The following is a 13,633-nucleotide window of genomic DNA, read 5'->3' on the forward strand; positions in this document are numbered from 1 at the left end:
AAATGCGCATTCAGCGGCCACTCAGTGCGTGGCGATCTCGTCCACCTTGGTCACGTGGCCGCCGAACTGGGCGCGCAGGGCGGTCACCACGCGCAGGATGTCGTCGGCGCCGCCGCGGGAGGTCTGGCGCTGCCACAGGGCGGCCGCGGTGGTGGGCACCGGCACGCCGAGCTCCAGGGCCGCCTCGACCATCCACTTGGCCTCACCGGACTCGTTGGCCACGGCCGGCACGCTCTTGAGCTCCGGATCGTCCTTGGTGGCGTTGTCGAGCAGGTCAAGCAGCCAGCTGGCCACCACGGAACCGGTACGCCAGGAGGTCATGGTCTCGGCCGGGTTGGTGACGTATTCGCTGCGCAGCATGGTGGCGAAGCCCTCGCCGAACGCCTGCATCATGCCGTATTCGATGCCGTTGTGCACCATCTTGGCGAAGTGGCCGCCGCCCACCGGGCCGGCGTGCACCAGACCGTACTCGCCTTCCGGCTTGAGGCTTTGGAAGATCGGCAGGACGGTCTCGTAGTCCTTGTCCGAGCCGCCGATCATCAGCGCGTAGCCGCGCTCGGCACCCCACACGCCGCCGGAGACGCCGCAGTCCAGGAAGCCGATGCCCTTCTCCGCCAGGGCGGCCGCATGCTCGCGGTCCTCGGTGTACTTGGAGTTGCCGCCGTCGACCACGATGTCGCCCGGTTCCAGCAGCTCGCCGAGTCGCTCCACGGTGGAGTCGGTGGGGGCGCCGGCCGGCACCATGACCCACACCACGCGCGGGGCGTCGAGCGCCGCCACCAGGGCCTCCAGCGAGTCCACGTCGCGGCCGGAGTCGGGGTTCATGTCGAAGCCCACGATCGTATGTCCGTCCTCGCGCAGGCGCTTGACCATGTTGCCGCCCATTCGGCCGAGGCCGATCATTCCCATCTGCATTTCGTTGCCTTCTTTCAAATTTCGCAAGTTCGTTGGGTCTATGTCGTCAGGTCTACAGGTCTTCGAAAGTCACAGGTTCAGCGCACCGGCCACGGCCATGGCCTCCTGGTCCGGGTCGGCCAGGCCGATATGCACGTTGACGTGCACCTCGTCGTCGCCCGGCTCCTCGAGGATGTCGAACTGGCTCTTGAGCATGCTCGGCTTCATGAAGTGGCCCTCGCGGTGGGAGAGGCGGTCCATCACCTCGTCGAAGGTGCCCTGCATGTAGACGAACACCACGCCCGGGCGGTGCAGCTTGTCGCGGTAGACCTTCTTCAGGGCGGAGCAGGTCACCACGGCGGCCTCGCCGGCGGCCACGCGCTCGTCGATCCAGGAGGCGAGGGTGTCGAGCCACGGCCAGCGGTCCTCGTCGGTCAGCGGGATGCCGGCGGCCATCTTGTCGATGTTGGCCTGCGGGTGGAAATCGTCGGCCTCGGCGTACTTCAGGCCGTAGCGCTCGGTCAGGTGGGTGGCGACGGTGCTCTTGCCGCAGCCGCACACGCCCATGAGCACGATAATCGGCTTAGTAGTGGCGAAGTAGTCCGCGGGGATGGTGTTGGCGGTGATGATGTCGGTGTGTTCGGCGGTCGCGATGGTCATGGAAGTCTCTTTTCAGCGGTGATGAGGAAGTGGATTACGAACGATTGGTAAGGGAGTAGGGCCGGTGCCGTCGGCGGAAAGGAAGGAAGGAAACCAGGCGGCACCGGTCGGGTTTGTGGAATCGCGGGGATTGCGGGACTCGGCTAGACCAGCGGCACGAAGATGCTGCAGAGCATGACGAGGGCGAGCACCACCACGGACAGCAGGCATTCGAGCACGGTCCAGGTCTTGAAGGTCTCGCCGACCTCCAGGCCGAAGTACTCCTTGATGAGCCAGAAACCGGCGTCGTTGACGTGGGAGAGGAACACGGAGCCCGCGCCGATGGCGATCACCAGCAGGGCGATGGCCGGTGCGGTGACGCCCATCTGGTCCACGACCGGGCCGAGGATGCCGGCGGTGGTGATGATGGCCACGGTGGCGGAGCCGGTGGCCACGCGGACGAACGCGGCGATGATCCAGGCGAGCAGGAAGATGGAGATGGAGGAGCTTTCCACGAACTTGCCGATGATCTCGCCGATGCCGGTGTCCACGAGCACGCCCTTGTAGCCGCCGCCGGCGCCGACGATGAGCAGGATGCCGGCGATCGGGGGCAGGGCGGCCTTGAGGGAGTCGTTGACGGCCTTCCAGGTCATGTGGGTGGTGCGGCCGAGCACGATCATCGCGAAGATCACGGCGGTGGCCAAAGCGATGGCGGGCTTGCCGAAGAAGGCGAACACCTGGGCGTACAGGGCGCTGGAGTTGGCCTGGTCGGGGGCGGCGATTTCGAAGATGGCGTTGCCGAGCATGAGGATGGCCGGCACGAGGATGCACAGCACGGACAGGGCGAACGGCGGCTTGCTGGTCACGGGGTTGCCGTCGGCGTCGACGCGGCCCTTGCCGGTGTCGAAGTTGGCGGGGGCGCCGACCGGCACCCACTGGGCGGCGAACTTGGAGAACAGCGGGCCCACGAGCGCGGCGGTGATCACGGCGATGGGCAGGCCGAACATCATGGTGATGCCCACGGAACCGTTCTTGAAGCAGCTCAGGGCGGCGAGCGGGCCGGGCTGCGGCGGCATGCAGGCGTGCATCACGGACAGGCCGGCGAGGGTGGGGATGGCCACGCGCATGAGCGGGAGCTTGGAGCGGCGGGTGATGAGGATGATCACCGGCACGAGCACCACGAGGCCGACCTCGAAGAACATCGGCAGGCCGATGAGGGCGCCGATCAGGGCCATGGTCCACGGGATCATCTTGGTGGAGGTCTTGGCGAGCAGCGTGTCGACGATGCTGTCCGCGGCGCCGGTGTCCATGAGCACGCGGCCGAGCATGGCGCCCAGGCCCACGAGGATGCCCACGGAGGCCATCGTGGAGCCGAAGGTGGTGGAGAAGCTCTCGACGGTGGCCACCGGGCCGTAGCCGGAGCCGATGCCGACCACCAGCGAGGAGAGCAGCAGCGAGACGAACGGGTGCAGTTTGGCCACGGTGACCAGCAGAATCAGCACCACGATGCTGGCCACCACACTGATGCCGAGCTGGGTGCTATTGAGCTGGACGGCCTGCGCGGTTTCGGCCAGAACGAGTGTATTCATAATCCATCTCTTCTTTGAGTCGTTGTATTTGGATGACGTTTCATTGTCATCTCATACATTTTGTATGTTGACATCCAATATAAAACCGTTTTATGGATTACGCAATACGTGTTACGTTCGGCGTGTTGAATATGTATGCCATATTCGTCGGCGCGTGGGATACTTGCGTTATGACTTCCGAACGCTCCATTGATTCCGATACGACGGGTGCCGCCGACGTGAGTTTTGCCACCGGTGACGCCGGTAATGACACCGTTGCCGCGACCGGCATCAAGGCCGGCGCTGACGATGCGGGCAGCAAGGCCGCCGGCGCCGCCCAGACCATCGTCACCCCGGAAATGTCGCTGCACGACCGACTGCTGGACGAGTGGGGCATGGCCGTGGTCGGCGGCACGGTCGCGGCGGGGGAGCGGCTGCCCGAGCCGGACATGGGCGGCGACGCGACGCCATCACGTACGGTGACGCGCGAAGTGACGCGCGTGCTGGAATCGATGGGACTGGTCAGCGTCAAACGCAAGGCAGGCGCCACGGCCAATCCGATTGAATCATGGAACATTCTGGATCCGCAGGTGATCCGTTGGCGGTTGCGCGGCCCGCATCGCATCGCGGCACTGCATGAGCTGTCTCAGCTGCGCGCGGCCGTGGAGCCCGCGGCGGCACGATTGGCGGCTTCCAACGCCACGCCCGAGCACTGGGCCACGCTGACCGAGGCGGCCATCGGCATGGTGGCGCATTCCGACCACGCCGACGAATCCGAGTATCTGGAGGCGGACATCCTCTTCCACCGCACGCTGCTGGAGGCGTCCGGCAATCTGATGTTCGCGGCCCTGGGGGAGGTGATCGCCTCCACGCTGACCGGCCGCACGCAGCACGAGCTCATGCCCAAGACGGCCGACCAGACCGCATTGAACTGGCACACCGAGGTCGCGGCCCTAATCCGCAAGGGCGACGGCGCGGCGGCCGAGGCCACCATGCGGCGCATCGTGGACGAATCCGACCAGGCCATCAGCCACATCGCCGGCGACCGGCGGTAACAGGGCGGGTAGCCGGGCTACAGCACCACGCGGCGATTGAGTTCGAGGCGCAGTTGCCGCCAATTCGGCAGATAGGCGCTCATGCGGCGCTGGAATCCGGCGCCATGGCCGCGCTCCCACAGGTGCGTCATCTCATGCACCAGCACGTACTCCAGGAATCGCGGTTCCATGAGCCCCAGTTGCAGGTTCAGCCGGATGCGGCCGGTGGCCGGCGTGCACGAGCCCCAGCGCGAGGTCATGACGCGCAACGTGATATGCGTGGGCGCCCGGCCGATCACCGGACCCCATTTGGCCAGCAATCCCGGCAGTTGCGCGTTGATGCCGGCTGCGGCACGGGCCTTGCGTTCGTCGCTCCAGATCGCGGTGCGGTCGAAGGTGGGCGGGGTTGCTCCGGCGTCGTTCGCACGACCATCACCTGCGGGCCTGCCGTTGTTTGATTCGCGATTCCCGCCAACGCCGGGACGGGCGGGACGCCCGCCATGCCCGTCACGCGGAAGGGCACCGCCGTCCAGTCCGCTCATATCCAGCGACCGTCTGCGCGCCTCGGCCATCTTCCGCACGTGCATGTCGATCCACGAACGACGACCCCGCACGAAGTCGATGATGGTGCGATCGGACATGCGCCGGGGTGCGGAGATCACGATTTCGCCGTTCGGCGGCTTGATGCGCAGATACATGTTCTTGATGGGTTTGCGTACCACCTGTACTTCAAGCCCGTCGATATTCATGCGGTCATTGTGCAATCGTCGCGCGACACCGCAATGCCATCGGACCAATGATGCAACCATTCGCACCCTTTCTGCGCGATCCGATTCTCAGGGAGATTGCCGGTAAAACCAGTTGCGTGAAGTCGCACAACCGACAATCCACGCATCACACGAATCAACCACCGACAGCCTGCAAACGGCCATCTGCGCACCTCACCGCAGGCACCCGATGCCGACGCCGACTTTGCCGCCCGCAAGCAGGAACCGCTTCATATTGCGTTGCAGCGACGTGTGCTCGGGGAGCTCGGCAATCGGCGCATCACACCGCCGGAACACCCACTCACGCCAGTCCGGCGCGTCCGGATGGGTCTCGCGGATGTCGAATCGACGCTGGAAGGCGAGGATACGCGAGCTTTCGGGCAGCAGTCGTTCGAGCGCGGGGGAGAGCAGCCACGATTCGCACCAGTACGGCAGGCCCGACCAATCGGGGAAGAATTGGGCGAGAAACTCACGCGATTCGTCGACGGACCGGTCGCATTGGGCGGGGTCGAGCGACGCATCGGACGGGATGTGCACGTTGATGACGCGCGGCAAACCCGCAATCAACGGCACATCGGCAGTGTCGTAGGCCAACTCGAATTCCAGCGACCCGAGCCGGAACAGTCGTGCGCTCAGCTCACGGTACGTCCAGAAGTCACGGTCGAACCCGTACCGCCCGTAACTGGTCCGATGTTCGCCGACGAACCGCGCGAAGCAGCCCATGGTGGCATCGAATATGTCGTCGGGAATGCCCATGCGGCGGTATGCGGGGTATGTGTACCGGCCGGCTGCGTAGAGCATCCAGTAGAGCATGCGCAGGCCGTTTGGGTCGCCGCCGGCGAGCTCGGCTTTGAGCGTTTCCCATGATTCGACTCGTCGCCGGGAATCGGCAAGCCCGCGCACGGCTTCCATGCCGCTTTCCGATAGCGCCTCGCCGGACTCGTCGATGCGCCGCAGTTCGGCGACCACCGGTTCGGCCAAGCCGATGCGCGCGGCCACCTCCAGTACCGTCAGAACCGCCGAGGAACTATCGCGATTATCCAATCCGCCCATCTTCGCCCCTTCGCCCGCCTTCGCCGTTCAGGACCAATCACCAATCATCTTGGTTCTATCATCGCCCGTACGCGAATTGCGCGCGACGCGCTCAGCACCCCCGGAACAGACGAAGCATTGTCATTCAATGCGACACGCCGAAGCGCCCACCTCGTTGACACCTGCACGTTCGGTGGTATTGTAATCACTTGTGCGCTTTTGAAGTGCATGGATCGGGCCCATAGCTCAGCTGGTTAGAGCGCATCCCTGATAAGGATGAGGTCGGAGGTTCAAGTCCTCCTGGGCCCACAGAAAATAACAGCGGCTTCATGCCGCTATTTTTTTCCCACGGGGCATTAGCGCAGCTGGTAGCGCATCTGCTTTGCAAGCAGAGGGTCACCGGTTCGAATCCGGTATGCTCCACCACCAAAACCCTTGGAATCAACCCGATTCCAAGGGTTTTTTCGTTTGCAATAAAAACGTCCGGCATTTTTCAACACCGGACGTTCAATCTATAAGCGAGGCCAAGGAAGCCTCAACAGTTCGGCCCATCGGAGCGAAAGTCAGTGGCGCCGCCTAGAAGATTGCCCCGAAGTTGACGCGGCCTTGCCGTTACGGCACAGCATACCAGCCTCCATCGAACCTCACCCGTAAACTGAACGGACCCGACCGGACACTGTTGACGCGGGTTCCGGGAAGGTGAGGTCACACCAGTCGGCGCGGCCTCAATCTATAAGTCAACAAGGAGGTTTTCATGGACGAAGACAACGGCCATGACGACCGTCCGAGACGACAGGACCGGCAGTATCGAGAAGGGCTGATGACAGGACTGCTGATCGCCCTGGCCAACCAAGTTGGGCAGCGAGCATCCACAGTCATTATCATCACCGTACTCATAGTGCTTGGTCTGAGTCTCAGGCGAGGCCGCTGACCTTATTCAGCGGAAACGGCCGGATTCCAAAGGTTTAAACCAGCGGGCTCCGGCCCCTCGTTTATTACCCCTCTCACTTGCCTGAATTCTACGGAACACACCACGTTGACACTGCGTCAAAATGCGCGCTACAATAAGCCGCGAGAGAAATTGACGCTCCGTCAACACCGTGCGCATGGCAGCGTATGACGCCTCGGCCCAGCGCCAATGGCCCACGAACGGCCCGGCACCGACGAGGGTGACGGGCGTACAGCCACAAAGGAAAGGACAGCAATGCTGTTTCAGGTCTACGGCGACAATGCCGTGTATCAATGGATCGGATGGATTCTCGTCTTCTGCTGCCTCATCGGCGCCAACGAGCTGGCCCGCCGCACCAAGACGGGCGGCGTCATCGCCTTCCTCATCGTGCCGGCCATCCTGACCGTCTACTTCATCACCATCTACACGGCCGCCGCCATGGGTGCCGATTGGGCCTTGAACAACCCCACCTACGTGCACATGACCTCGTGGTTCCACTACGCCAAGCTGTACGCGGCCACCATCGGCTGCATCGGCTTCATGGCCCTCAAGTACAAGTGGGGTTCCATCGGCAAATCGCAATGGTTCAAGTGCTTCCCGTTCGTGATCGTGGCCATCAACATCCTCATCGCCGTGGTCTCCGACTTCGAATCCGCCATCCGCGGCTGGGGCACCACCTGGATCTCCACCGAAGGCGTGACCCTGTACGGCGGCTGGCACAACGTGTTCAACGGCGTGGCCGGCATCCTCAACATCTTCTGCATGACCGGCTGGTTCGGCATCTACGCCTCCAAGAAGAAGGACGACATGCTCTGGCCGGACATGACCTGGGTGTTCATCGTGGCCTACGATCTGTGGAACTTCTGCTACACCTACAACTGCCTGCCCACGCACTCCTGGTACTGCGGCCTGGCGCTGCTGCTGGCCCCGACCGTGGCCAACTTCTTCTGGAACAAGGGCGGCTGGATCCAGAACCGCGCGTTCACGCTGGCCATCTGGTGCATGTTCGCGCAGGTCTTCCCGATGTTCCAGGACTACTCCGTGTTCTCCACCCAGTCCGTGAACAACCCGAATGTGAACCTCGTGGTCTCGCTGATCGCCCTCGTGGCCAACGTGCTGGCGCTCGGCTACATCCTCGTCCGCGCCAAGAAGCAGGGCGTCAACCCGTGGTTGCAGGAGATCTTCAAGGGCACCCACGACTACGAGCAGGCTATCGCCCGCGCGGCGTGATGCCCTCACGACTGTCGTCGTTCGGCGCTGCCTACAGGAACCCCACCGGGTTTCCCGGTCACGCCGCGTGAGCAAATCGTCGCCCACGCGGCGCGATCGGTCTGCAGTCACCGTCGTTCGACAGCGGAGCCGACAAAACCGGCGCTATGTTTGCGGCCCGACCAAGGCCCCGCAAACATAGCGCCTTTTTACATCCCCAAACCGGCGTTATGTTTGCGCGCCCTTCGTCGACGCGCAAACATAACGCCGGTTATTCATCCATGCCCAGCCGCACTCCCATCCGTATCCGTCCGATTGGCCGAGTGCGCCGGCGCATACGTCACGCCATGACCGTCACCGGATGGTACGACACGCTGTGCCGCCCGGTGACAGGGTTCCAAACCCGTTCGGCGAAGGCCCGCAGACGCGCCACGCCCTCACGTAGCTCATCGGCGTCGCCCGCATACGAGAGCCGCACGAAACCGCGCCCCTCCTCACCGAACGCCTCGCCCGGCACCACGGCCACCCGCTCCTCTTCCAGCAGACGCCGCGAGAACTCGTCCGAATCAAGCCCCGTGAGCCTCACGTCCACGAAGGCGTAGAACGCGCCTTGCGGCCGGATGAGACGCAGCACCGGGCAATCGGCAAGCCCGTCGAGCACGATCCGCCGCTTGGCGCGATAGTCCTCGCGCATCGCGGCAACGTGGTCCTGCGGCCCGGTCAGCGCAGCCACGCCGGCGTATTGCGACAACGAATTGACCGAGGAATGCATGAGCTCGGCGATTTTACCGGTCTGTTCGATGACCGACGCGGGCGCCAGCAGGTAGCCGATGCGCCAGCCGGTCATCGCGTACGTCTTCGACAGGCTTTCCACCACGATCGTGCGTTCCTTCATACCGGGCACCGCGGCGATCGACGGCGCCACCGCACCGCCAGCATCACCATTGCCGTCGAACACAAACGGGTGGTACACCTCGTCCGCAATCGCCCAGATGCCGTGCCGTTTGCACACGTCGGCGATACGCGCCATCTCGGCCGCCGACGTCACCGCGCCGGTCGGGTTGCCGGGGGAGTTGATGATCACCGCACGGGTCCGCGGGGTGATCGCCGCCTCGATGTCCGCCGCATTGACCCGCATGCCGTTCTCGGGGCGCAGCGCCACCGTGACCGGCCGGCCGCCCACCAGCATCACCTCCGCATCGTACGAGGTGAAGAACGGCGAGGGAATGATCACCTCATCACCCGGACTCACCACGGCCGCCAACGCCAGATACAGGCCGATCGTGGCACCATCCACGGCTTGGATCTCGCATTCGGGATCATAGGAAAGTCCCTTCACGCGAGCGGAATAGTCCGCCACCGCACGGCGATACTCGGGAATGCCGAGCACGTTCGTGTAGCGCGTCCGCCCGTCGCGCGCGGCGGTGCAGGCGGCCTCGACGATATGCAGGGCCGCGGTGGCGCTCGGCTCGCCCACGGTCAGGGAAATAGCGTCCGAAACCCGCTCCACACGGTCGAACACATCGCGGATTCCGGAGCGCGGGATATCGAGCGCCGCGGGGGAGAGAGGCATCGCCGGTGAAATCATCATGGCCCGCGACGCCGGGACCGACGGCATCGCAGAATCGGGCGACGCGGACGAGGGTGCCATAGTCCCGGACTTCACAGCCTGCGCAACGACGGAATACTGCCGCATGTCCAATCCTCCATTCGCCCGGCATCGAACACCTCGCACAGCCGGTCCATGCCGACGGCGATACGCCAATGCAATCAACACCATCCACACAGGAATAATTACATTCACAAAAACCTTTTGATGGAATTATTGCATATAATAACAACCATAGATGTAAACATTACGTTTCTGGATACACTCGGTCGGAATAATACCCACCAATACCAGCACCCGCAGGATATTCTCCGACCTCAGCCATCCGGGCGGACGGCAGCGGGTACAGTGGCTCGAAGAGGCGGCGGAACCAGAAACGAACCGCACGGGAAACGGAGGCAGCATGACCGGCATCGACGACACTGACCAGTGCATCCTCACCATGCTCGAGGCCGACGGCCGCGCCACGCTCGCGCAGTTGGCGCAGGCGACCGGACTGTCCGTCTCGGCGGCGCAGTCGCGGGTGCAGAAACTGGAGAAGCGCGGGGTCATCAAGGGATACAAGGCCATCGTCGATCAGGAACAGCGCGGCCTGCCAATCAGCGCGTTCGTCAGCGTGACGCCGCTCGACTATTCCGCCGAATCCTCGATTCCGGACAAACTCAGGGACATCGAGGGCATCGTCTCCTGCTATTCGGTGGCCGGCGCGCCCAGCTTCGTGCTGGTGGTGCGCGTGGCCTCGCCGGGCGCGCTGGAGGAGCTGCTCAACCTCATCCATCGCACGGTGCCGGTCAGCACCGAAACCACGGTGATTCTGCAAACCTACTTCGCGCACTGAGAGCGGACGGCACGCGCGCGAATTCCCGTAATCCGAGCGAGACTCTTGGCAGGCACCCCCTTGGGACCTACAATGAAAGCGCCTTATTTGATAGTCCAACCCAAGGGGGAGTTTCACTATGCTTACCAATGAGTACGTCAAGCGCGTCTACGATCAGGTCCAGAAGCGCGATGGCGACCAGCCGGAGTTCCTGCAGGCCGTGTACGAGGTGCTCGACACCCTGCAGCCGGTCATCGCCAAGCACCCTGAATACGAGGCGAACGGCGTGCTCGAACGTCTGGTGGAGCCGGAGCGCGTGATCAAGTTCCGCGTGGCCTGGGTGGACGACGCCGGCAAGGTGCAGGTCAACCGCGGCTACCGCATCCAGTTCAACTCCGCCATCGGCCCGTACAAGGGCGGCCTGCGCTTCCACCCGACCGTCAACGAGGGCGTCATCAAGTTCCTCGGCTTCGAGCAGATTCTCAAGAACTCCCTGACCACGCTGCCGATGGGCGGCGGCAAGGGCGGCTCCGACTTCAACCCGAAGGGCAAGTCCGACGCCGAGGTCATGCGCTTCTGCCAGGCCTTCATGACCGAGCTGTGTCGTCACATCGGCCAGTTCACCGACGTTCCGGCCGGCGACATCAACGTGGGCGGCCGTGAGATCGGCTACCTGTTCGGCCAGTACAAGCGCATCCGCGACGAGTACTCCGGCGTGCTCACCGGCAAGGGCCTGGAGTTCGGCGGCTCGCTCGCCCGCACCGAGGCCACCGGTTACGGCCTGTGCTACTACACCCAGGAGGCCCTGCGCGTTCTGAAGAACGATTCCTTCGCCGGCAAGACCGTGGTGATCTCCGGCTCCGGCAACGTGGCCATCTACGCCACCGAGAAGGCCCAGCAGCTGGGCGCCAAGGTGGTCACCGCCTCCGATTCCAACGGCTACGTCTACGATCCGGACGGCATCAAGCTGGATGTGGTCAAGCAGATCAAGGAGGTCGAGCGCGGCCGCATCAAGGAGTACGCCGAGCGCGTGCCGGGTGCCGAGTACCACGAGGGCTGCGCCGGCGTGTGGACCGTGCCGTGTGACATCGCCCTGCCGTGCGCCACCCAGAACGAGATCAACGAGGAGTCCGCCAAGGCCCTGGTCGCCAACGGCTGCAAGGTGGTGTGCGAGGGCGCCAACATGCCGTCCACCCCGGAGGCCATCGAGGTCTACAAGTCCAACGGCCTGCTGTACGGCCCGGCCAAGGCCGCAAACGCCGGCGGCGTGGCCGTCTCCGGCCTGGAGATGAGCCAGAACAGCTACCGTCTGTCCTGGACCTTCGAGGAGACCGACGCCAAGCTCAAGTCCATCATGGAGTCCATCGTGGCCGCTTCCCTGGCCGCCGCCAAGGAATACGGCGAGGAGGGCGACCTGATGGCCGGTGCGAACATCGCCGGCTTCGTCAAGGTGGCCAACGCGATGGTCGCCCAAGGCGTGCTGTGATCTGACTTTTGGCTCCTTCGGTGAAGGGAGCTGACACGCGAAGCGTGACTGAGGGGAGTATCTCAGCTCGGTATAGCTCCCCTCAGTCGGCTATCGCCGCCAGCTCCCCTCAGAGAGGGGAGCCAAAAACTATGACACCCTGACAACTACATAAGACTTGCCCGCTGGCGCGAGGGGCCCACAAGGCCCGCCGCGGGCGCTTACACGTCCGGCGTGTGGGGCGAATCCTCTCTGCTCCATGCGTCGGACTTTTTGTTCTGACACGCCTGCCGCCCCGCCGCCAGCATCACGCCAGCATCATGGCAGCAGATCCCACGGGGCGCGGCGGACCACCAGTTCGAAGAGGAACAGTGCCGCGAAGCCGTACAGCGCATACCGAAGCGTCAGCCCGCCAAAGGCGATGCCCGCGATCAGCGCAAACGTCATCGCGCCCAACACCGCCGTGCGCAGCACGTAGAACGCCGCACGCCATCCACCGCGCCGATCCCTGGTCTCCACGGTCATATGCGTGTACATGCCGCCGAGCGTCTGCCCGCGATGGCACACCGGAATCAGCAGTTGGAATATCAGGAACGCCAGCAGCCCCACCGCAGGCGCCACGAAGTTCAGCCAATCCACACCAACCGTCACACGCCCGCCGAACAGCGTGAAATCGCCGTTCTGCAACGGTTCGGCCACCTTGTAGAACAGCAGCACCACGCCGAACGTAATCGGGAAGTACACCAGCACCACGAAAATCATGTCGATCGCGAACGCCACGGCCCGGTGCAGCGCGCCCGGCTTCCGATTCACGTCGCCGCGCCCCGGCGTCGAGGCCGTCGGCACCCATCGGCCGAACGCCACGGCCAGCCAGCAGCCGACCAACGCACCCAGCGCGTTCGTGATCAGATCGTCCACATCGAACTGACGGTAGGCGCACGGATACAGTCCCCAGAAACCGGTGAGCTGCGAGGTCTCGATGAGCAGGGAGACCACGAATCCGGAGGCCAGCACCGCCCACCATCGCCAGCGCAACCATCGGGCGACGACGAAGCCGAGCGGCACGAACAGCACCACGTTCATCACGAGTTGCAGCACGCCGGTCATGCCGGAGTACCGCACGTCCTCGATGAAGCGCAGCGGGTCGAGCTGCGGGGCGTACTGGCCGGCCGTGGCCTCGCAGAAGGACTCCGGCTCGTCCGGCATCGGGTAGAGCGTGAACGCCACGAGACCCAGCACGTACAGCACGGTCAGGTAGTCGGCCGCCGCCGACAGCAGACGCAGGCGATGGTGACGGTGGTAATGCACCGCCAGAATCGGCAGGGTCAGCACCGCCGAGACGATGGGCCACAGCACGCCCGCGATGATGAACGACATGGAGAAGTAACTCAGATACCGCAGCATGACTCCACCCTATCGCGCGGGACGATGCGGGAATATCGGACAAAACTCCGTATTGTCCCGCAAAGGTGCGGGACAATACGCCCATTCGTCACTTCATAACCGCATCGTCCCGCATCATCGCAGCACAAAAACCCTGGAAATACGCCATTTTGCATGGCGGCTGCCCCGACACCGGCACTAACAGCTGCGGGACGATGCGCCGAAAACCAAGAAAACGGCGCATCGTCCCGCACGGAAGGCTTCAGA

Annotated in this window: 12 protein-coding genes and 2 tRNA genes; 7 read left to right on the plus strand and 7 right to left on the minus strand. The window is 64.0% G+C overall.

What is annotated here, in order from left to right:
* Window positions 1-21: 21 nt before the first annotated feature.
* The 3 genes from gnd to JS536_RS01205 all read right to left on the minus strand — a co-directional run bounded on the left by gnd (window position 22) and on the right by JS536_RS01205 (window position 3,122).
* Window positions 22-915 (minus strand): phosphogluconate dehydrogenase (NAD(+)-dependent, decarboxylating), encoded by an 894-nt coding sequence (gene gnd, locus JS536_RS01195; RefSeq protein ID WP_214304597.1) that lies wholly within the window; start codon window positions 913-915, stop codon window positions 22-24.
* 69 nt (window positions 916-984) lie between these two features.
* Window positions 985-1,554: a gluconokinase gene (locus tag JS536_RS01200; protein ID WP_240544184.1), complete on the minus strand. Its 570-nt coding sequence runs from the start codon at window positions 1,552-1,554 to the stop codon at window positions 985-987.
* 143 nt (window positions 1,555-1,697) lie between these two features.
* Window positions 1,698-3,122 (minus strand): gluconate:H+ symporter, encoded by a 1,425-nt coding sequence (locus JS536_RS01205; RefSeq protein WP_214355467.1) that lies wholly within the window; start codon window positions 3,120-3,122, stop codon window positions 1,698-1,700.
* A gap of 170 nt (window positions 3,123-3,292) precedes the next feature.
* On the opposite strand from JS536_RS01205, the gene JS536_RS01210 reads away from it, so the two are divergent.
* A complete protein-coding gene (locus JS536_RS01210; RefSeq protein WP_214355468.1) occupies window positions 3,293-4,156 on the plus strand; it encodes an FCD domain-containing protein in 864 nt (287 codons plus the stop codon).
* Between the two features lie 17 nt (window positions 4,157-4,173).
* On the opposite strand, the gene JS536_RS01215 is transcribed toward JS536_RS01210, so the two are convergent.
* Together JS536_RS01215 and JS536_RS01220 are read right to left on the minus strand one after the other, a co-directional pair.
* Window positions 4,174-4,884: a SprT family zinc-dependent metalloprotease gene (locus tag JS536_RS01215; protein ID WP_214355469.1), complete on the minus strand. Its 711-nt coding sequence runs from the start codon at window positions 4,882-4,884 to the stop codon at window positions 4,174-4,176.
* 192 nt (window positions 4,885-5,076) lie between these two features.
* Window positions 5,077-5,955 (minus strand): acyltransferase domain-containing protein, encoded by an 879-nt coding sequence (locus JS536_RS01220; RefSeq protein WP_214355470.1) that lies wholly within the window; start codon window positions 5,953-5,955, stop codon window positions 5,077-5,079.
* A 214-nt stretch (window positions 5,956-6,169) separates the two neighbouring features.
* Between JS536_RS01220 and JS536_RS01225 the strand changes: the two genes are divergently transcribed.
* The 4 genes from JS536_RS01225 (at window position 6,170) to JS536_RS01240 (ending at window position 8,113) form a co-directional block, all read left to right on the plus strand.
* Window positions 6,170-6,243: transfer RNA gene (locus JS536_RS01225), tRNA-Ile, on the plus strand.
* Window positions 6,244-6,284: 41 nt separating this feature from the next.
* Window positions 6,285-6,360, plus strand: a tRNA-Ala gene (locus JS536_RS01230).
* Window positions 6,361-6,688: 328 nt separating this feature from the next.
* Window positions 6,689-6,865: a hypothetical protein gene (locus tag JS536_RS01235; protein ID WP_214355471.1), complete on the plus strand. Its 177-nt coding sequence runs from the start codon at window positions 6,689-6,691 to the stop codon at window positions 6,863-6,865.
* A 273-nt stretch (window positions 6,866-7,138) separates the two neighbouring features.
* Window positions 7,139-8,113: a DUF5692 family protein gene (locus JS536_RS01240; RefSeq protein WP_214355472.1), complete on the plus strand. Its 975-nt coding sequence runs from the start codon at window positions 7,139-7,141 to the stop codon at window positions 8,111-8,113.
* Between the two features lie 319 nt (window positions 8,114-8,432).
* Here JS536_RS01240 and JS536_RS01245 read toward each other — a convergent pair whose 3' ends face one another.
* Complete coding sequence (locus JS536_RS01245; protein WP_214355512.1) at window positions 8,433-9,680, minus strand: pyridoxal phosphate-dependent aminotransferase; 1,248 nt, start codon at window positions 9,678-9,680, stop codon at window positions 8,433-8,435.
* Window positions 9,681-10,104: 424 nt separating this feature from the next.
* Here JS536_RS01245 and JS536_RS01250 point away from each other — a divergent pair, with 424 nt between their 5' ends.
* Both JS536_RS01250 and gdhA read left to right on the plus strand, forming a co-directional pair.
* Window positions 10,105-10,539 (plus strand): Lrp/AsnC family transcriptional regulator, encoded by a 435-nt coding sequence (locus JS536_RS01250; RefSeq protein ID WP_214355473.1) that lies wholly within the window; start codon window positions 10,105-10,107, stop codon window positions 10,537-10,539.
* A 118-nt stretch (window positions 10,540-10,657) separates the two neighbouring features.
* Complete coding sequence (gene gdhA / locus JS536_RS01255) at window positions 10,658-12,004, plus strand: NADP-specific glutamate dehydrogenase (protein WP_214355474.1); 1,347 nt, start codon at window positions 10,658-10,660, stop codon at window positions 12,002-12,004.
* Window positions 12,005-12,301: 297 nt separating this feature from the next.
* On the opposite strand, the gene JS536_RS01260 is transcribed toward gdhA, so the two are convergent.
* On the minus strand, window positions 12,302-13,387 hold the full coding sequence (locus tag JS536_RS01260; protein WP_214355475.1) for a VanZ family protein: 1,086 nt from the start codon (window positions 13,385-13,387) through the stop codon (window positions 12,302-12,304).
* Window positions 13,388-13,633 lie beyond the last annotated feature (246 nt).

This window comes from Bifidobacterium sp. SO4, assembly GCF_018555355.1.
Classification (GTDB): Bacteria; Actinomycetota; Actinomycetes; order Actinomycetales; family Bifidobacteriaceae; genus Bifidobacterium; species Bifidobacterium miconisargentati.